We start from the raw sequence: 19,704 nt of genomic DNA, 5'->3' as shown, positions 1-19,704 counted from the left end.
ACACAATGTTATTTTCAACAAAATTTAAACTATATTTAAACTATATTTTTGGCTTATTATATCTCCTAATAGGTTTATACATCTATTTTTATCAATAATTATTTATAATATTTTATTTAAGTATTTTTAAATAAGCGAATAATCAATTTTATTACTATATCATTTGAATAACAATTTAATACAATCATTAATATAATATACCTCTTGAAACAAATATTGTTATCAAATTATATATTTATTTAAATCTATAAATGATACTAAACTATACAATTCAATAAGTATTACAAATATAAAAAATTATGACAATTATGCTATAACGGTGATTTTTGTGACTAAAGTGAATAAGGTGAATGGAGCAGAGGCTTTAATAAAAGCATTGGAAGCCGAAGGAACTAAAGTAATATTCGGATATCCCGGGGGCGTTTTAGTATCTTTCTACGAATCTCTATGCGATAGTAATATGATACATATACTAACAAGGCACGAGCAAGCCGCTGCGCATATGGCAGATGGCTACGCCCGAGTTAGTGGAAAGGCGGGCGTTTGCATAGGCACATCAGGCCCTGGTGCAACCAATTTGGTAACTGGCGTAGCAACCGCGCACATGGACTCATCGCCGGTAATAGCTTTAACAGGGCAAGTTAGCTCAAATATAATAGGTGACGACGCTTTCCAAGAGATAGACTCTTTCGGCATATTTATGCCAATAACAAAGCATAATTTCCAAATACGTCAGGCTGACGATTTAGTGGACATAATGAGAAAAGCACACGAAATCGCTACAACAGGTAGGCCTGGACCAGTACACGTGGATATGCCATCTGATATATTAACAGGGGAGCTTAGCAAAGCTGTAAAAATACCTGCAGATATAAATATATCAAGTTACAAGCCTACAACCGTGGGACACCCATTACAAATAAAAAAGACCCTAGAAGCAATAATGAATTCCAAAAAGCCCCTTATATTAGCAGGTGGTGGAGTTTCAATAGCTCACGCAAGTGAAGAATTATTAGAGTTTGCAGAACTGTTGAATATACCAGTATGTACCACTTTAATGGGTAAAGGCTGTATATCTGAAAAACACGAGCTTTCAACCGGATTAACGGGTATGCACGGTACGCATGCTTCAAATAACCTTATAGATAAATGTGATTTATTGATTGCAGTAGGTTGCAGGTTTTCGGATAGGGTAACTGGAAAAGTTTCAGAGTTCGCACCAAATGCTAAAGTTATACACATGGACATAGATCCTGCGGAAATAGGCAAGAACGTTTCCGTTGATATTCCTATAGTAGGTGATGCCAAGAGAATATTACAGGATTTAATAAAACAATTGAAGAAACAGAAAAGAAAACACGAAGAATTATCGACATCTGAAAATACACTGGAAAATTCTAATTCTAAATTTTTGGATATATCAGAATGGTCCGATGAAGTTAAAAAATTAAAAGAAGAATCTGAAAAAGAATTAAGTGTAACTGCTGAAGAGAAACAGAAAACAAAAGAAACAAAAGAAACAAAAGAAGAAGAAAAAATAGAAAAAATAGAAAAAATACATCCCAAAGTTGCAATATACGATTTAATGGAAGCAATATATGATATCGACCCAGAACTTGAAAATACGTATGTTACAACAGACGTTGGTCAAAATCAAATGTGGATGGCAAGATACTTTAAATTTAAGAAGGATGCTTTAATAACATCTGGCGGTCTCGGTACAATGGGTTTTGGATTCCCTGCAGCTTTAGGAGTTAAGTTTGCAAAGCCTAAAGCAAACGTTATATCTATAAGTGGTGACGGTGGATTCTTAATGAACTCACAGGAGTTAGCCACAATGGCACATTACGACATACCGGTAGTAGCAGTTATATTTAACAATAGAGCTTTAGGAATGGTTCATCAATTGCAATCTGTACTCAATAACAGGCAGTCACAAATAGATTTGGGCGAAACACCAGACTTTATTCAATTAGCTCATAGTTACGGAGTTATGGCCGAAAGAGTTTCAAACTCCAAAGATTTAAAAGAAACACTTAAAAAAGCAATATTAATGAATAAGCCATACGTTATAGAAGTTATGATAGATTCAGGGTATGCTGTAAAGGTTGTAGCACCGGGCGCTAACTTAACGAAAATGATTGAGCCAGAAAATAAAGAACCTTGCTCAGAAAAAATATTGTTCAAAGATATGGTTTCAAAATTATAAAATAACTGAAAAACGAATTAAGAAAAGAAAAATTAAAAAAACTAAAAAAGAATTAAAAATTAAGCGTTATCAACATATATAATTAAGTTTAAATTTGAGTTTTACGGTGGTAATCATGGATAAAAGGCATATTATTACGGTTTTGGTTCTCCATAAACCGAGTGTCCTACAAAGGATTTCTGGACTTTTTGCAAGAAGATGGTTTAACATTTCGAGCATAACTGTTGGTACAACGGAAAATCCCGATATCGCAAGGATGACAATTGTTGTAAAAGGCGACGATACTCATTTAGAGCAAGTTTTAAAACAATTAAACAAATTGGTTGAAGTTGTTAAAGTAAAGGATTTGAAACACAATAATTACGTGGAAAGAGAATTGTGTATCGTAAAAATTCATGCACCTACCGAAAGCGGTAAATCCCAAATTACGCAGTATGCAAATATTTTTAGGGGTAGTATCGTTGATTTAAGTGCTGAGACTATAACTGTGGAAATTACGGGCGATGAATCTAAAATAAACGCATTTTTAGATTTGGTAAGACCTTTGGGCATTAAAGAAGTTGCAAGGACTGGGTTAACTGCTTTAATGAGGGGTTCTAAAATTTTAAAATCTAATAAGAAATAATAAGAAATAATAAGAAATAATAAGAAATAATAAGAAATAATAAGAAATAATAAGAAATAATAAGAAATAATAAGAAATAATAAGAAATAAATATATTTTTATTTTATTTAATCATTTTAATCTATTTCTAATATTTATTATCTTTTTTACTCTTTTTTACTACTTTTTATTACATTTAATTATTTGTCCACATTTATTTTAAATTTTTCAGGTTATTTTAGACAAGATTGGTTATTAAGGTTTTATATAATATAATGGGCAATAAATATATTTAATAATTATTAGGTTATTAAATATGACATATAATGAGGGATTTATGTATGTTAAAAACTAAAAAAGGACAATTATCGATGGAGTTGGCCATAGCAATATGTGCAGCAATAGTTGTCGGAGCTGTGGTTGGGTATTCGTCCCTATCCTTTGTAAAAGATACTGGAAATTCGGTGGGTGAGGCTAGTAAATGCTTCAATGATCCTCTTTCCGATTTAAAAAATGAAGACAATGAATCTTCAAGTTCCGTACTTACAGTAACTAATGATACGGGAAAAGGACAATATGTACACGACCGTTCAAAATATCCCCCCGCTTTTGGCAGTAATTTATCCTTTAAAGAATGCCCTCTTACTAAAAAAAGTAACGGTAACTATCTATTTAGGCTAAGAAACGGTAGTTCAAATGAGTGGGATTACATGATTAACCCTAATACAAATGAATTATTTATTAAAAATGGGAATTCAGTTGTAAAAAGATTACCTATTGGCGACGCATTAACTTTAAAATTAAATAGTGGCTCTATAACTGCAGATATCGATGATAAAAACGGGAAATATCATTCGATAACGCCGGCCCCTAAGTCTAACAAAAGAACAAATATCGTAGACACTACATCTTCCAAACCTTTTGAGGTAACAATCTCAAAAACAGAAGGTGGCTATTCGATTAGTACAGATATGCAAAGCGATACTACGGACTTCCCATACTATACATAAAAAATGATTAATTTTTTATTTTTTTAATTTTTTTATTCTTTTAGTTATTTAGTTATTTAGTTATTTTTTTTATTTTTATTTTATTTTATTTTTATTTTATTTTATTTTTATTTTATTTTTATCTTTAAATATGACATACTTTTATTATTTCATCCATTTTTTATTCATTTTTTAGTCACTTATCCCTTATTTTGAGTTTTTTAAATCTATTTAATAACTAATATATAGTATAAAAGCTTAAATTTTAGTAATTAAAAATTAAACGCGGGAAAGAAAATGAATAAGTTAAAAATTGCAGTTTTGTTGGGTACAAGACCTGAAATTATCAAAATGTCGCCCATAATACGATATTTAGAGAATGTTAACGAACTTCAAAGGATAAAAAAATTAAGCAAAATGGCAGGCTACGATTTATCCCATGATAGTTCAAAAGCTGATGCTGACGAAAATAATGAAAAAAAGGATAATGCTTTGTCTAAAAATACCTTAGATATTTTAGATATTGATAGTACTCGGGTGGAATATATAATTATCCACACAAATCAACATTATTCTCAAAATATGGATAAAATATTTTTTGACGAATTAAATTTGCCAAAGTCCAAATATAATTTAAAAATTGGTTCGGGAAGACACGGCGAGCAAACTGGAAGTATGATGATAGCACTTGAAAAAGTATTAGTTGAGGAAGAGCCTGACATTTTATTCGTACAAGGGGATACCAATACTGTGTTGGCAGGTGCAATCACTGCATCAAAAATGGGTATAAAAGTAGCTCACGTTGAGGCAGGATTAAGAAGTTTCGATAGGACAATGCCTGAAGAATTAAATAGAATAATGGCAGACCACATTTCCGACTTTTTACTTGCGCCAACAAACGTAGCAAAGCAAAACCTGTTAAATGAAGGTATCGACGAAAATAAAATTTTTGTTGTAGGTAATACCATAGTTGATGCAACCTTACAAAATTTAAAAATAGCTAAGAAGAAGGGTGAAAATCCAGAAATCTCTGATAATACGCTATTAAACATAACAAATGAAAAAAACACTGATTATTTCTTGCTAACGCTACATAGGGCGGAAAACACTGATTATTTTGATAGGCTATCAAACATCATTGAAAATGTTATCAATATAGCAGATAACTATTCAAAAATCATATTCCCAATTCACCCTAGAACTTTCAAGAAATTAAAAGAATATGACTTACTTTCAAAGCTATCCAATAACCCGAACATCCAAATAATAGAACCAGTGGGTTATTTGGACTTTTTACTATTGGAAAATAATTCTAAATTAATACTCACTGACAGCGGAGGGGTACAAGAGGAAGCATGTATTTTGGGCGTACCTTGCCTTACAATACGTGAAAATACTGAAAGACCTGAAACCGTGGACGTTGGTAGTAATATAATAGTTGGTTATGATTACGATAAATGGGTAAATGGATTAACTACAATATTGGGTTTAGAAATCGAAAAGGATACTGAGAAATGTGCTATTTGTAGTATAAAAAAATGGGATAATCCATTTGGATGTGGAAATTCTGCTGAAAAAATACTTGAAATAGTATTCTCAAAACTTAAAAATTAAATTAAAATTAAATTAAAATTAAATTAGAATTAAGTTAAAAATGAATTAAAAAAAATAAAAAATAAAAAATTAAATCATTTATTTTTTTATATTATTACACGATATATGTAGTATCTAGATAACACAAACGTGGTAAATGTCAAAAATTTAATATTAAACTTATTTAAATGTTGTAAACTATAAACTATACATACATTTTAAAGTTTTAATCTAAAAAATATCGAGAGGGAAAATATGGTAAAACTAAACGAAGAAATGCAAAAAGCTTTAAGTGGTTTATTATTCTTAGCAACTGCTTCAAAAGAAGGAATCCCTAACGTAGCGCCAATGGGTGCAAATATAATCGTAGATGACGAAACCTTGATTATCTCTGATAATTTCATGAAAAAAACAATTGCAAACATTAAGGAAAACCCGCTCGTAGCAATAAATGTTGTAGATTGTAGGGCTTGCTCATTACAGTTTAAAGGAAAAGCTGAGTACGTTACAGAAGGAGACTACTTTGAAATTACAAAAAAATGGATGGCTGAAAAAATGCCACACATAAAACCAAAAGGAGCAGTCGTTATCAAATTCACAGAAATTTACAGTGTTAAACCTGGTGACAACGCAGGTAAATTACTTGAAACTGATGATTAATTAATATTTACATATATTTAACTATATTTAAATAATATTAATATTATTTTTTTATTCTTATTTTTTATTCTTATTTTTTAGCTCTTTTTTTATTATTTTTTAAGATTATTTAAATAAAATTATGTACTGTTAATTTTAAAATACGATTAAATACCTTTTTATAACTTGTTTTAGATATACTATTGATACTAATGAGTTTCTATTTATTCTTAACTTTACCATATTTAGTATACAATTTAAAATTGTAACCTTATCAATATCTGATTACCTGATTACCTGATTATGTGTGATATTTATGAAAATAGGCATTATTTCTGAGGAAAGAGACTGGATAACTGACGAATTAAAAAATAAACTGGAACAAAACGATATAGACCCAATAATTATAAAGCCATCTAAAATAGTAAACACCCTGTCAAAAAAAGGCATAAAATTTGAACATAACAGTAGAAATTTATTCGATTTAGAATGTGCTTTTGTAAGAAATATTGGATTTGGCGACGAGATGATGCACAGATTCGATATGATAGAAAATTTAAGCCATTTTATACCTATTATAAACCCACCTCAGTCAATACAGGACTCGGGTAATAAGTACAGGACATCTTTTTTATTGGCAAAAAATGAAATACCTCAAGCAGAAACTATAATTTCCGAAGATATTAACAAAATATTGGCTTATTCGGATAAATTTGATGATAGTGTTTTAAAACCATTTTTTGGAAATGGCGGACAAGGTTTAGTCCGATTAAAAGGTAGGTCTACCGTTACAAAATTAAATACGTTAAATACATTTAAAGAGTCGAACCCTGCTTTTTATATGCAAAGATTTGTAAATAATCCAAACAACGTTTACCGAGATATTAGGGCTTTTGTGATAGGCGATAGAGTAGTTTCAGCCATGTACAGAGAATCTGACAATTGGATAACAAATATTAAGCAAAACGGTACGCCTAAACAATGCGAAGTAACCCGAGAAATAAGTAAGTTAGCATTAGCTGCAAAAGAAGCACTCGGTTTATACTACGCGGGCGTAGATTTAATAGAAAGTGAAACAGGTTTAAAAGTAATTGAAGTTAACGCTTGCCCATCATGGGAAGGTCTTTCAAAAGTTTCTGAAGAAGATATTACACAATTATTGGTCAATGAAGTCAGTAGAATTGTTAAAAAACATAAAATGGATAAATTAACTGAAAAATACGTTAGATAGTAATAAGATAATAATACTAATAAAAAATAATATAATAAAATAATAAAGAATATAATAAAATAATAATTATAATTTATTTAAATAATTCTTTTTTTAATAAACTAATACATTCAACAGAGTTTTTAGAATTTTTTTGAATGTTTAATAATTTTTCATCAATTTTACCGGATTTTATACGTTTTGTAGAATAGATATACTCAGTATAACCTTTTAATGACAAATTATTCTTAAATTCATCTCTAATAACATCCCTATTGAAAATTATTTCCTCTGAAGTTTTATCCAATTTTTCATCATGATATGGAATCCCAATAGGCGATAGGGCAATAAGTCTTTCATCTACTTCTGAAATCCTTTGAAGTTCACAATTATTATTATTATTATTATTATTATTATTGACATTGTCGTTTTTATCCGAATTATCTTCATTAATGACATTGGTATCATTACAGATGGTATGATAAACAGGTTTACCTTTAAAAGCTATTGTAATACCTCTTTTACGACCCACAGAAACGCCTTCATATACATTATATCCTATTTCAAACAAAGCACTCCTAAATGGAATTGAAGAAGAGTACGAAATAACCATACCTCCATCTTTAAGTTTTTCATACATTAATTCTAAAAATTCAACCGTATAAAGCACAGGATCACGAGCTGGCGAGAAAGCATCATGACAAACTACATCATAATAATTATTGGGCATTTTTTGTAATATAACTCGTGCATCGTCATTAAAAACTTGAATATTCCCATCATTATTTCCTTTACTATTTCTTTTAGAATTAATTTCATTTTTGATATTTACAATATCAATATCAATATCAATATCGTTAAAATTCTTAAAAAACTCAAAGTATGCCTCTTTGATAATTTCGTGCTCTTTTAATGGAATATCCAAACATAGGGAAAGAAATAAAGTTTCCTTACTTATTTCAACCATGTCAATACTGCAATTTTTATTTTTCGAAAGACAAGCCATCGCATTATAGCCCATACCGCTACAAAGGTCTAGCATATTGCAACTACCTCTGATTTCTACTTTTGAAGGGATTGCAAACTTTTGAATGCCTTCGGTAAGCGCGCCGACTCTAGAGTGCATTAATTCATTAGTGTCTTCCGATTTTAATGTATAAGTTCCATCATCCGTTTTAACAAGCATATCTATTTCAGTACTTGTTAATTCTCCTATTAAATTCTTTGAAAGTTCCAAAAGTCTAGTAGAGTATATGTCTTTTATTTCCTGAGTTTTTAACATTTCTAAAAATTTTTTTATATATCTATCAATTATTTCCGTAGCTTTTGAATTAGGCAACATAATAACACCAAATAAATTATAATAAAAATAAAATTAAAATTTCATAAAATTAAGTATAATATACAATAGCCATAAAGGTATAAAAATAAATCTAAAATATAAAATTAAAATATCTAAAAGAAAAGAAGTATATGAAAAAATAAAAGAAATTATTGTTTTTCAACTATTTTAACGATTTTATCAACAATCTTTTTAAATTCTTCTGAAGCTTTACAGTCTAAGGTAACCATTGGGATACCTTTGTCTGAAGCCTCTCTTGCTCTTACATCTAATGGGATAGGGCCAAGGAAGTTAACATTTAAAGCTTTTGCTGCTTTTTCTCCCCCACCTTTTCCAAATACATCTACCACTTCATCACAGTGTGGACATACGAAACCGCTCATGTTTTCAACTAATCCTATGATAGGTATTTCAAGAACTTTCGCAGTTCCTACGGATTTTCTTGCATCCATAACTGAAACTTCTTCAGGGGTTGTTACAATAACCATACCATCGATGTCTGGTATTGACTGTAATGTGGTTAATTGTATATCTCCAGATCCTGGAGGTGTATCAATTAATAAGAAATCAAGTTCGCCCCATGAAACATCGCTTAAAAACTGTTTGATAGCTCCGCTTGCTTTTGGACCTCTCCAAATGATAGGTGAATCTTGGTCAGGTAAGAAATAGCCAATTGACATTGTTTTTATGCCTTGTTGTGTAACGATTGGCATAATTCCGTTTTCATCACCCGTAGGTTGTACATCATGGACACCTAACATTTGGGGAATGTTTGGACCGTGAATATCTCCATCAAGTACGCCAACAGAATAGCCCATTTGGTTTAAGGTAGCTGCAAGGTTTACCGTAACTGTTGATTTACCAACTCCACCTTTACCACTTACAATAGCTATTTTGTGTTTTATTTTATCCATTTTTTCTCTAATTACTTTGTTTTGTTGTTCTATCATCTTTTTGGTGTCAGAACATCCTGAACTCTGTCCACAAGAGTCGCAATTTCCACTGCATTCTTCTGCCATAGTTTCACCTTATATCTAATTAAGTTATTATTTATGAAATTTTATTATGATATTCCATTTTTTATTTATTATTTTAATATTTTATCAATTTACCATAATTTACTATTTAATAATATCTTTGGTATTATTTAAATATTTAAACTTAAATCATTATGGATATTATTAAATAATATGTCATCTAATATAAACAGTTCTACAAAAACACACATATGAGTATAACTATGGGAATAAAATCGAAATAAATAATAAAAAAATAAAGAATAAAACTAAAAATAAAACTAAAAATAAAAAAATTAAATTTAAAATAATTTAAAATAATTTAGTGTGAAGTTGGTACAAATTTGTAACCGTAGCTGATTACGCCTGATTTACCATCTTCTTTAATTTTTCTGAATTCTGTTTGTACAGGCATTCCAATTTCAATTTTGTCAAGGTCACAGTCGATTTGACCAGTTATCTTTGTTCCTTCTTCCAAGTCAATGATTCCCACGATGTATGGTGAGTTCTTTTCAAAGTCTTTAGGTGGTGCTCTTACAATTGAGTATGTGTATACAGTACCTTTACCTGAGAGTTGGATATCTTCCATTTCTCCTTTTCTTCTACATTCTGGGCATACTTTTCTTGATGGGAAGTATACGTTACCGCAAGTTTTACATTTTTTACCGATTAAATTATATCGTTCTTGCATATGTCTCCAAGTTCTAACAACCATTATTCCACCAAATTTTTATTTATAATATCGTTGTTTAATTTAATATCCATTTCAATACGTATTTAATAAATAATTAATAATTAATTAATTATTGATTTTAATAATATTCTATTTTCCAATTATTTTCCGATTATTTTCCGTTTCCATTTTATTATATTATCTGTTAACTGACAATAAGTGTGTACAAACAGTACCGCCGGTACCTCCTACGTTAGCAGCAATACCGTATCCGTTGTTAATAGCACTTTGTCTGTCTTTACATTCCTTGTCTTGTTTAAGTTGCCAGTAAAGTTCCCCAACTTGTCTAATACCTGTAGCACCTAAAGCGTGACCAGCAGCTTTTAAACCACCACTTGGGTTGATTGTAACGAACTTATCGTTGTCAATTCTTGTGTTTCCTTCTTCGATGAATTTTCCAGCTGTACCTTTTTTACAGAATCCTAAATCCTCGGTTAAAACTAAACCGTTAATTGCAAAACAGTCGTGAACTTCTGCAACATCGATTTTATCAGCACCAACGCCCGCCATTTTGTAAGCGTAGTTTGAAGCTACTTTTGCAGCCTCGAGTGTGGTCATGTTTGGTCTGTCGTGTAAAGCAATTGTATCTGAAGCTTGTGTAAATGCTTTAATGTAGATAATATCGTCCTTATCTGCGTAATCTGTAGCTTTATCCGCGTCACATACAATCATTGAAGCAGCACCGTCTGAAACAGGTGAACAGTGCAAGAGTGTTAATGGGTCAGCAACAGGTGAAGCCCCCATAACTTGTTCAACTGAAACTTTTGACCTGAATTGTGCGTATTTGTTGTTTACTGCGTTTTCGTGTGCAATTGAGCTCCATGTGGATAATTGTTCGAGTGTTAAGCCGTACTCGTACATGTATCTTTTAGCCATCATTGCGTATAATGAAGGGAATGTAGCACCAACGAATGCTTCCCATTCTTGGTCTGAAGCTGTTGCAATAGCTCCTGTAGGGTCTGCAACATCAGTCATCTTTTCCACACCGCCAACAAGTACAACATCGTGTTGACCTGCTGCGATTGACATACAAGCACTTCTTAATGCTAAGCTACCTGAAGCACAAGCTGCCTCTACTCTAGTACATGGAATAGGGTTTAATCCCGCGTAATCTGCAATTAACGAAGCTGTGTGTTCCTGTCCAACGAATAAACCACCGCTCATTGTACCAACGTACATCGCGTCGATGTCATCGCCATCTACTTTTGCGTTTTCAATTGCTTTTACTCCTGAATCTACGAGTAATTCTCTAAATGAACTTTCCCATAATTCACCGAATTTAGTTTGACCATATCCTATAATCGCTATATCTTTCATTATTTTCACCTAATAGGTAGGTTTTTTAATTTTTAATTTTTAATTTATTATATATTCAATTTATTAATTTTCCAAATTTTATTCAATCATTCCGCAATTTAAATTAATCAGTAAATAACTCATTAAATAATTATTAAATAATTATTAAATTAATGATTAAGTCCTAAAATTATTACATTCTAATTTTTTCTCTGTATTTCATGTACACAGCATAGTCGATGTACTTTTTGTGTGCCAATAAAGTCTCTGTTGTAACTGCCTTTTCAGCTGCGCCTGCAATGTTGTCTGTAACAGTAATATCGAAAGCATCGCTACCTGCACCACTACCGTATGAAACCGCAAAAATCCTGTCTCCTGCTTTTGCGTGGTCTAAAATGTTTGATAATCCCAAAGGAACAGCTCCTGAGTAGGTGTTTCCTAAGTATGGAGTTAATAAACCGTATTTCCATTGTTCTTGGTTGAATCCTAATTTTTTAGCTGCGTTAATGTAGAATTTACCGTTTGGTTGGTGGAATACACAGTAATCGTAATCTGCTGGTGTTGTACCCATTTTTTCAAACATTCCTTTAGCTGCGTTTAAAACGTGCTTAAAGTAAGCTGGTTCTCCTGTAAATCTACCGCCGTGTTTTGGGTAGTGCTCATGTTCTCTTCTCCAAAAGTCTGGCGTATCTGTTGTAAAAGAGTATGTACCATTGAATTTTGCTAAAATTTCGCTTTTTTTGTTACCGATAATGTAAGCTGCACCACCTGCTGCTGCAGTATACTCTAAAGCATCACCTGGAGCACCTTGTGCGGTATCTGAACCTACGGCTAAACCGTATTCAATCATTCCGCTACCTACGAGACCCATACACATCTGGATACCTGCAGTACCTGCTTTACAAGCAAATTCTAAGTCTGCTGCTGTGTAATCTGGTGTAGTACATATAGCTTCTCCAACAATACCTGATGTAGGTTTAACTGCGTAAGGGTGGCTTTCACTACCTACGTATATAGCTCCAATCTTTTCAGGGTTAATATTTGCCCTAGCAAGTGCTCTTCTTGCAGCTTCTACTGATATTGTAGCTGTATCTTCGTCTGGTCCTGGAACGCTCTTTTCGTTTACTACTAAACCTCTTTTAATAGCATTAGCTTCTTTTCCCCAAACTTTAGCGATTTCTTCAACTTGTATTCTGTATTTTGGTATATGGCTTCCATATCCTACGATACCCACTTCGTTCATTTACTCACCATCATAGTATTTTTAGATTTTTAATTGATGATATTTACTAATTTATCGATTTTATTGAATTTTGTTAATTTTTATTACCCTTTATCAATTTTTATCGATTGTTTAGCTGTTAATGTGTTAATTTATATATTTAGTATTGATATTGATATTGATATAATATTATCAAATAATTTTTGCTGTATTCCCAACAAAATAAACGTTATAACAAGAAATAATAATTGTAATTATAATAATTACAGAACTATAGAATTATACAATTTTAATAGCAATAAATAATTAAAAAAAGCTTAACAAGCCTCTTTTAATTTTTTAAGTAAATCATTTGTATTCAATTCCGTTGTTATCAGGGTAATACCTTCTAACTCCGCTAATTTAACGGCTAATCTATCAAGATTTGATACACCGTTAAATATTACAACTCTTGGCTTGATGTTGCTTACTCTTATCGCAACCATCGGACTCCTACCTGCAGAAACTTCTGTAAATACCAACGCCCTTTCACTTGTCCAACCATACAAATTGATGAAATCTTGACCATTCATTTCTAAAATGGCCTTTTTACTATCAATAACTGTATGTCCGAATATTTGGTGGCTAATACCAGACTCTCCGCAGATAATTTTGCCGTCTATGGTTTCTAACATCTTTCCAACGGTTTTTGGATTTTGATACTCTTTTAATTGAAGTATCGCATTCATGGAGGTTGGATTTAAGACGTTTTTAAGAGCTTTAATAGTATGCCCACCCTTTTCCTTGTCAAGTGCTATAAGTGCGTTTACGTATTTTTTAACAATGTTTACTCCAGGGTTTTTTCTTCTTCCGACTTCGTAATCACTTATGACCGATGGAGAGACATCCAAGTTTCGAGAAATCTCGACTTGAGGAATGCCAAACATTTCCCTCCATTTTTTCATAGTTTTACCGATATCGTCGGAATATACTATTTCACCCATAATATGTACAGCTATTTTTTCCATATAATTCTTATACCTAAAAAATACTATATAAATATTTCGATTTTAAATGTATAGGTTTTCGATAAATGACGATGTCTATATATTTGCAATATCACTTAAAACAAAATGAAAAAATAATATTTATTAAAAATCTTGACAAAATAGGCTATATTTTATATACTAATTTAAAAATTATATTATTTTTACATAAATTTTACATTATTTTAAGGAATATCGGAAGATATACTATTATTTTAATATGTCCCACAAGGATTTTAAAAAAACTTACATAATCTTTTGACTTAATTTATTTAGCAAATTGACGAATTGTGTTATAATCACCCGATTAATAAAAAAAATACTAAGATTATTAATAGTATTAAGATTACTAATAATAATAATAATAATAATAATCAATAAAACATAATAAACTAAAATATAAAATATAAAATAAAAATAATAAAAGATAAAATAAATTAATCTGTTCTACCATTTCCTAATAATTTGTATTTAAATCCGAATTTTTGCCATAATTCATGATTTAATATATTTTTGGTATCTATAATATGTTTATTTCTAATTTTTGACTCGATAAATTCTATTTTTTCCGAAGTAGTTTCTTTAAATACGTCGTGGTCAGTTAAAACCAATATACAGTCTGCATTTAAAACACAGGTCTCTAAATCATAGAGTGGGTATTTAAATAACTCTGCATGTGGATCGTAAGTCATTACTTTATATCCTGCATCGTTTAATAAGTCAACAACCTTTTCAGAAGGACTTTCCCTTGTATCTTCAACATTTCCTTTGTATGTAGCTCCAAATATACAAATTTTCATGTCTTTTTTGGATAAATTAAACTCTTCTTTATACTCTCTTAATTCGTCTTCAACTTTTTTAAATACGAAATTTGGCATATTATCGTTTAATTCACGAGCAGATTTAATAAATTTGGCATTATCTGAAACTTCAACGATAAACCATGGGTCAATACTAATACAGTGACCTCCCACGCCAGGTCCTGGGTTTAATATGTTAACACGAGGGTGTTTGTTTGCTATACTTATAGCTTCCCAAACATTGACGCCTATTTCGTCACAGATTTTAGAAAATTCATTAGCAAGAGCGATATTAATATCTCTGTACGTATTTTCCATTAATTTTACCATTTCTGCAGATTTTGAGTTTGTAGTGTATATGTTACCTTCTACAAATGACTTATAGATGTTCTTAGCCATTTCTGCAGATTTTTGGTTTATACCACCAATAATTCTATCGTTACCGGATAATTCTTTTATTATTCTACCTGGTATAACTCTTTCAGGACAGTGAGCAACGTAGATTTCGTTAACTGATTTTTTAAGCTCTTTGTAAACTTTTTCAGTAGTTCCTGGCGTAATGGTACTTTCAATAATAACTAAATTACCTTCTTTTACATGAGGTCTGATATTTTCTACGGCACTATTTATGTACTTTAAATCGCAACTTTTGGAGCCATCACCATTTGTACGAGCTGGAGTAGGTACACAGATTATAAAAACATCTGCAGGTGCTGGCTGAGTACTAACTGTTAAATTTTTAGAGTTTATAGCCCCTTTTACGATTGTAGCTAAACCAGGTTCTTCGATTTTTAAGCTACCGTTTTTAATTTGATTAACTTTGTTTTGGTCAATATCAACACCTAAAACATTATAGTTATAATTGGCTAACATTGAAGCCGTAGGTAATCCTATGTATCCAAGACCAACAACGCAAATGTTATTAATCTCAAATTCTTGTTTAGGGCGTAAATCTATCTCGGAATTTACTTCTTTATCACTTGCCATATTTACAATACCAGGAATTTCCATTTTTTGTAATTCTTTGATATTTGAATTAGAACTGACTGCCTCAATTCCTAAATTTTCCAACTCTTCCATTTCACCCATGGTTACGTCATAGGATAAACTTTTAATTCTTTTTGAATCATTTGTATTGTTAGATTCACTTAATGAAGTGTTTTCAAATTTTTCGTTTTTTTCAGTAAAATCCTTTTTCCCCTGATTATTGCCCAATTTAAGGTTAGAATTTTCTACCTCCATTTAATCACCTACTAATTTGATATTGCCCACGTTACGCACACTAATTGTATTTGTATTTTAAATTATTTCAAAACTTTGATAATGTTAAGTTATAAAATATATAATTTTTTTATATTTTCTTTATTTTTTTATATTTTTGTTATGATGTTATAGATTTTTATTTTGTTTGAATATGCCTTAATTTCTTTTAAAGACCCAAAATGCAGATTTAATGAAATTACTTGTTATTCCAGGGATATTTTTAAGTAATCTTTAAATTTTAAGTAATTTATTTTTAATTAGCTTACTAAATGCCCTAGAATCTTATAAATCCTATAATCCATCTATATATTATTTTTTTATATTTATCGGTTTTTATTTTTCTAATAAGTCCTATTATTTTTTTAACTAACAGATTATACGTTAAAGAGTTTATTAGCAAGACGGTATGCCCAAGAACCTTCAATAATTACGCTGAAGAATATTGTTACAAATGTAGTAACTAATATGGACCCTGCAATTGCTTCTGCAGGCATGTAAGCGGTTATTGTCGAAGGTATAATTGATGGATTTGCCATAATGTTTGAATATATCATAGCACCCATAGCTGCAGGAACTACTCCACGAGGAGCCTCTAAAGCAAAGTAAGCCCTTTCTTTGAGGGTATTTACATTGGGGTATGCTGTACTTATTAAAACACCAATAGGTCTAGCAATGAATAATGCAGCTAATGCACAAACTGAACCCAATAAAGCATATTCTTTCAATACTGTAAGACTTATACTTGCACCCAGGAATACGAATATTAGAACTCTAATAAACACAGACAAATGGTTACCAAATTCTGCTAAATTGTCGAGTTCCTCGGTTTTTGCAGGGTTTTTAGTAACTACGTTACCAATGTATAATCCCATAATGGCAACAGCCATATATCCGCTAAATCCGTACCCTGTTAAGCTTGGTATTATTTCTTCGCCTATATACCATATTAAAAATGCGATACCCATAGTTAATGGCGATATATACTCTCCAAAGTTCCTAGTTCTAACGATATATTCGTAAACCTTTCCGCCAAGGTAACCGAGTCCTAAACCGCCTACCGCAAGGGTAAAGAATTCAATTATCGGATTTGCAGTACTTACAAATCCTAAACTCGTAAGGATTAATGATGTAGCAACAATACCTAAAGGGTCGTTAAATACGCTTTCAGCTTCTAAAGTAACGGCAATGTTTGGGTCAATATCGGAATTTGCAAATATTGGTATCAAAGTAGCCGGGTCTGTAGCACTCGTTACAGCACCAAATAAATAACCTATTGGACTTAAATTTGGAATTCCAAATATGATATTAAACAGTAACCCTGAGATAACAAGATAAATGATTAACCCAATAGTGTCGAGCCTTATAACTGTACTTAACACTCTTTTTAGTACGATCCATCGCATTTCAAAAGCTCCCATTAGTAGCAATACAATAAGACCTGCAGAACCAATAAATGAGAAAACTGTTTGAGCATCTACTGTTGATACAATCCCTAAAAATGGACCTACAAAAAGCCCAAAAGTTAGAAGTACCGGTATGTCCGGGATTCCCAATTTTTTTGCTATTTTGGCTAAAAATGACCCAAATACAAATAATAAGGCCATATAACCGATTAGTATCGGAACATCCATAGTAACACCCATTAATCCATATAACAAGTAATTATATAATTGATAATTTAATAAATTTTTAATAAATTAATAAATTAGTAAATTAGTAAATTAATAAGATATTTTAATCTACTTTAAATTATTTTTAATTTTTATTCAATTTATTCCAGTTTACTTTATTAATTTATCATATACTCTATTTATTATAATATTCGCGATAAGAGAAATAATTTAATAATCAAAAAGTTTAATTACAAACTGATTATTTAATATACACATATAATCGTTTATTTTTTCATTTGTTAAATAGTTTTTGATTAATTATATACTGTATATGATATAACAGATTTTTTAAATTATTGAACTTACCATATTCAGTTTTTTTTAATTTTAACCACCCTGACTATATTAACGATATTTTGAAATATATAATAACTAATATTTGCTAATATTGGTCATTATAACGTGTTATATATCGTTTTTACCGTTAAATATATTTTATAGTCTATTTGTGGTCTAAAACTGGGTTTTTCACATACTTAATAGAATTATATAATAATCTACATTAAACTATTTATAGTTAATTAGCTCTTTTAAATTAAAAAATAATATTTTAAAAATAATATTCTAAATTTCCAAATATAAATTTCTAAATACAATAATAAGCAGTATTAATATAACAAAGTGTAATTTATAAATAGTAAGGTTTAAAAACTATGATATAATATACTATTCAGCAAAACAATTTTAAAATATCCTTTAATAATTTAACTAATAGCTATAATTTAGTAATTGTAGTATTCTAACTATAATTATAATCATAATATACGCATAACTATAAAATTAAACTAAAATTAAACTAAAATTAAACTTAAAATTTAAAATTATACCAATCATAAATATTACAAAACTAACAACATTACTAAAAATATTACTAACTAATACTGCAAAATAATACAAGTATATAAATAAGTAATAAAACTACAACTATTAACAAGATACTAACATATTATGAATATGGTGAAATCGTGATTATACTCGTAAGTCCTAAAAATATTGAAGAAGCAAAAGAAGCTAACGCAGGAGGGGCGGATATCATAGATGTTAAAAACCCACCTGAAGGTTCATTAGGTGCAAATTTCCCTTGGGTAATCAAAGAAACAAGAGAAGTAACCCCTAAAGATAAATTAGTTAGTGCAGCAATTGGAGACGTACCATTTAAGCCAGGTACAGTTACTTTAGCAGCTTACGGTGCTGCTTTAAGCGGTGCAGACTATGTAAAAGTAGGTTTGTGGGGTACAAGGTCATACCAAGAAGCTGTTGAAGTTATGAAGAATGTTTCAAAAGCTGTTAAATCAACCGGTGAAGATAAAATCGTTGTAGCTGCAGGATATGCTGATGCTTACAGAATTGGCGCTGTTGACCCATTGGTAATCCCAAAAGTAGCAAGAGATTCCGGCTGTGATGTTGCAATGTTAGATACTGCTGTTAAAGATGGAAAAACATTATTTGACCACTTAAGCATTGATTTATTAAAAGAATTCGTGGAAGAATCACACGCATATGGTTTAAAAGTAGCATTAGCTGGTTCAATTAAAAAAGAAGAACTCCCAATGTTAAAACAAATTAACTGTGATATCGTAGGTGTGAGAGGCGCAGCTTGTACCAAAGGCGATAGAAACGAAGGAACTATTCAAAGAGACTTAGTTGAAGAATTAGTAAAAATATGTAGAGAATAATTTAACATAAATTAACATAAAATATCTCTCATAATTTATTTTTATAGAACTTTAATACTTTTATAAAATTATAAAAAGCTTTAAATAAAATGGGTAACAAGGCAATATATTAGCAAGTTATTAGCAAGTTATTTGATGAATGTATTATTTTACTTAATTTTAAGTACTATATTGATTATGCCCTCGTAGGCTAGTTAGGATAGACTCGTGGACTGCGGATCCATGGACTCGGGTTCGAATCCCGACGGGGGCGTTTTATTAATTTAATATTTTTATATTAATCTATTTTTTAAAATACAATATTAACTTTTTGAAAATAATATTTATACAAATTTTTATACAATTATATCCTTATACAAATATATTTTTATATAAGTATAAAGTTATATAATCCTAATTCAAGATTTTAATCTT

The 19,704-nt window shown here is 30.5% G+C and carries 15 protein-coding genes and 1 tRNA gene; 8 read left to right on the top strand and 8 right to left on the bottom strand.

What is annotated here, in order from left to right; translation table 11 throughout:
• The first annotated feature begins 346 nt into the window (after positions 1 to 346).
• The 6 genes from J2127_RS02890 to mptN all read left to right on the top strand — a co-directional run bounded on the left by J2127_RS02890 (position 347) and on the right by mptN (position 7,265).
• Positions 347 to 2,209 carry a thiamine pyrophosphate-dependent enzyme gene (locus J2127_RS02890; RefSeq protein WP_209732288.1) on the top strand — a complete coding sequence of 621 codons (1,863 nt, stop codon included), beginning with the start codon at positions 347 to 349 and terminating at the stop codon, positions 2,207 to 2,209.
• A gap of 115 nt (positions 2,210 to 2,324) precedes the next feature.
• Positions 2,325 to 2,834 carry an acetolactate synthase small subunit gene (gene ilvN / locus J2127_RS02885; protein WP_209590884.1) on the top strand — a complete coding sequence of 170 codons (510 nt, stop codon included), beginning with the start codon at positions 2,325 to 2,327 and terminating at the stop codon, positions 2,832 to 2,834.
• 320 nt (positions 2,835 to 3,154) lie between these two features.
• Positions 3,155 to 3,823 carry a hypothetical protein gene (locus tag J2127_RS02880; RefSeq protein WP_209731958.1) on the top strand — a complete coding sequence of 223 codons (669 nt, stop codon included), beginning with the start codon at positions 3,155 to 3,157 and terminating at the stop codon, positions 3,821 to 3,823.
• Positions 3,824 to 4,099: 276 nt separating this feature from the next.
• Positions 4,100 to 5,416 carry a non-hydrolyzing UDP-N-acetylglucosamine 2-epimerase gene (gene wecB / locus J2127_RS02875; RefSeq protein WP_209731955.1) on the top strand — a complete coding sequence of 439 codons (1,317 nt, stop codon included), beginning with the start codon at positions 4,100 to 4,102 and terminating at the stop codon, positions 5,414 to 5,416.
• Between the two features lie 234 nt (positions 5,417 to 5,650).
• Entirely contained in the window at positions 5,651 to 6,055 is a 405-nt protein-coding gene (locus J2127_RS02870) for a pyridoxamine 5'-phosphate oxidase family protein (RefSeq protein ID WP_209731954.1), read from the top strand.
• A gap of 295 nt (positions 6,056 to 6,350) precedes the next feature.
• Positions 6,351 to 7,265 carry a tetrahydromethanopterin:alpha-L-glutamate ligase gene (gene mptN / locus J2127_RS02865; RefSeq protein ID WP_209731952.1) on the top strand — a complete coding sequence of 305 codons (915 nt, stop codon included), beginning with the start codon at positions 6,351 to 6,353 and terminating at the stop codon, positions 7,263 to 7,265.
• A gap of 73 nt (positions 7,266 to 7,338) precedes the next feature.
• Here mptN and J2127_RS02860 read toward each other — a convergent pair whose 3' ends face one another.
• The 8 genes from J2127_RS02860 to J2127_RS02825 all read right to left on the bottom strand — a co-directional run bounded on the left by J2127_RS02860 (position 7,339) and on the right by J2127_RS02825 (position 17,572).
• On the bottom strand, positions 7,339 to 8,586 hold the full coding sequence (locus tag J2127_RS02860; RefSeq protein WP_209731950.1) for an MnmC family methyltransferase: 1,248 nt from the start codon (positions 8,584 to 8,586) through the stop codon (positions 7,339 to 7,341).
• Between the two features lie 149 nt (positions 8,587 to 8,735).
• The gene (locus J2127_RS02855; protein WP_209731948.1) at positions 8,736 to 9,605 is read right to left on the bottom strand and encodes an Mrp/NBP35 family ATP-binding protein; all 870 of its coding nucleotides are present in this window, start codon (positions 9,603 to 9,605) and stop codon (positions 8,736 to 8,738) included.
• Between the two features lie 319 nt (positions 9,606 to 9,924).
• On the bottom strand, positions 9,925 to 10,317 hold the full coding sequence (locus tag J2127_RS02850; RefSeq protein ID WP_209731946.1) for a Zn-ribbon domain-containing OB-fold protein: 393 nt from the start codon (positions 10,315 to 10,317) through the stop codon (positions 9,925 to 9,927).
• A 156-nt stretch (positions 10,318 to 10,473) separates the two neighbouring features.
• Positions 10,474 to 11,652 carry a thiolase domain-containing protein gene (locus J2127_RS02845; protein WP_209731945.1) on the bottom strand — a complete coding sequence of 393 codons (1,179 nt, stop codon included), beginning with the start codon at positions 11,650 to 11,652 and terminating at the stop codon, positions 10,474 to 10,476.
• A gap of 172 nt (positions 11,653 to 11,824) precedes the next feature.
• Positions 11,825 to 12,874, bottom strand: a complete 1,050-nt coding sequence (locus J2127_RS02840) for a hydroxymethylglutaryl-CoA synthase (protein ID WP_209731944.1) — start codon at positions 12,872 to 12,874, stop codon at positions 11,825 to 11,827.
• Between the two features lie 296 nt (positions 12,875 to 13,170).
• Complete coding sequence (locus J2127_RS02835) at positions 13,171 to 13,860, bottom strand: helix-turn-helix domain-containing protein (protein WP_209731943.1); 690 nt, start codon at positions 13,858 to 13,860, stop codon at positions 13,171 to 13,173.
• A gap of 455 nt (positions 13,861 to 14,315) precedes the next feature.
• Entirely contained in the window at positions 14,316 to 15,920 is a 1,605-nt protein-coding gene (locus J2127_RS02830) for a nucleotide sugar dehydrogenase (protein ID WP_281063927.1), read from the bottom strand.
• A gap of 395 nt (positions 15,921 to 16,315) precedes the next feature.
• Positions 16,316 to 17,572 carry a cation:proton antiporter gene (locus J2127_RS02825; RefSeq protein ID WP_209731942.1) on the bottom strand — a complete coding sequence of 419 codons (1,257 nt, stop codon included), beginning with the start codon at positions 17,570 to 17,572 and terminating at the stop codon, positions 16,316 to 16,318.
• Positions 17,573 to 18,579: 1,007 nt separating this feature from the next.
• Between J2127_RS02825 and J2127_RS02820 the strand changes: the two genes are divergently transcribed.
• Positions 18,580 to 19,290, top strand: a complete 711-nt coding sequence (locus tag J2127_RS02820; RefSeq protein WP_209731941.1) for a (5-formylfuran-3-yl)methyl phosphate synthase — start codon at positions 18,580 to 18,582, stop codon at positions 19,288 to 19,290.
• Positions 19,291 to 19,469: 179 nt separating this feature from the next.
• Positions 19,470 to 19,543, top strand: a tRNA-Arg gene (locus J2127_RS02815).
• The last annotated feature ends 161 nt before the right edge of the window (positions 19,544 to 19,704 follow it).

It is taken from the genome of Methanococcus voltae, assembly GCF_017875395.1.
Classification (GTDB): domain Archaea; phylum AGJL01; class Methanococci; order Methanococcales; family Methanococcaceae; genus Methanococcus; species Methanococcus voltae_C.
This window is presented reverse-complemented; position numbering and strand designations above follow the sequence as displayed.

What these genes read in the sequence shown, in the direction of transcription:
- J2127_RS02850 (WP_209731946.1), bottom strand. Translation starts at nt 10,317, where the DNA reads ATGGTTGTTAGAACTTGGAGACATATGCAAGAACGATATAATTTAATC.
- J2127_RS02825 (WP_209731942.1), bottom strand. Translation starts at nt 17,572, where the DNA reads ATGGATGTTCCGATACTAATCGGTTATATGGCCTTATTATTTGTATTT.
- wecB (WP_209731955.1), top strand. Translation starts at nt 4,100, where the DNA reads ATGAATAAGTTAAAAATTGCAGTTTTGTTGGGTACAAGACCTGAAATT.
- ilvN (WP_209590884.1), top strand. Translation starts at nt 2,325, where the DNA reads ATGGATAAAAGGCATATTATTACGGTTTTGGTTCTCCATAAACCGAGT.
- J2127_RS02845 (WP_209731945.1), bottom strand. Translation starts at nt 11,652, where the DNA reads ATGAAAGATATAGCGATTATAGGATATGGTCAAACTAAATTCGGTGAA.
- J2127_RS02870 (WP_209731954.1), top strand. Translation starts at nt 5,651, where the DNA reads ATGGTAAAACTAAACGAAGAAATGCAAAAAGCTTTAAGTGGTTTATTA.
- J2127_RS02830 (WP_281063927.1), bottom strand. Translation starts at nt 15,920, where the DNA reads ATGGAGGTAGAAAATTCTAACCTTAAATTGGGCAATAATCAGGGGAAA.
- J2127_RS02880 (WP_209731958.1), top strand. Translation starts at nt 3,155, where the DNA reads ATGTTAAAAACTAAAAAAGGACAATTATCGATGGAGTTGGCCATAGCA.
- J2127_RS02840 (WP_209731944.1), bottom strand. Translation starts at nt 12,874, where the DNA reads ATGAACGAAGTGGGTATCGTAGGATATGGAAGCCATATACCAAAATAC.
- J2127_RS02835 (WP_209731943.1), bottom strand. Translation starts at nt 13,860, where the DNA reads ATGGAAAAAATAGCTGTACATATTATGGGTGAAATAGTATATTCCGAC.
- J2127_RS02860 (WP_209731950.1), bottom strand. Translation starts at nt 8,586, where the DNA reads ATGTTGCCTAATTCAAAAGCTACGGAAATAATTGATAGATATATAAAA.
- mptN (WP_209731952.1), top strand. Translation starts at nt 6,351, where the DNA reads ATGAAAATAGGCATTATTTCTGAGGAAAGAGACTGGATAACTGACGAA.
- J2127_RS02855 (WP_209731948.1), bottom strand. Translation starts at nt 9,605, where the DNA reads ATGGCAGAAGAATGCAGTGGAAATTGCGACTCTTGTGGACAGAGTTCA.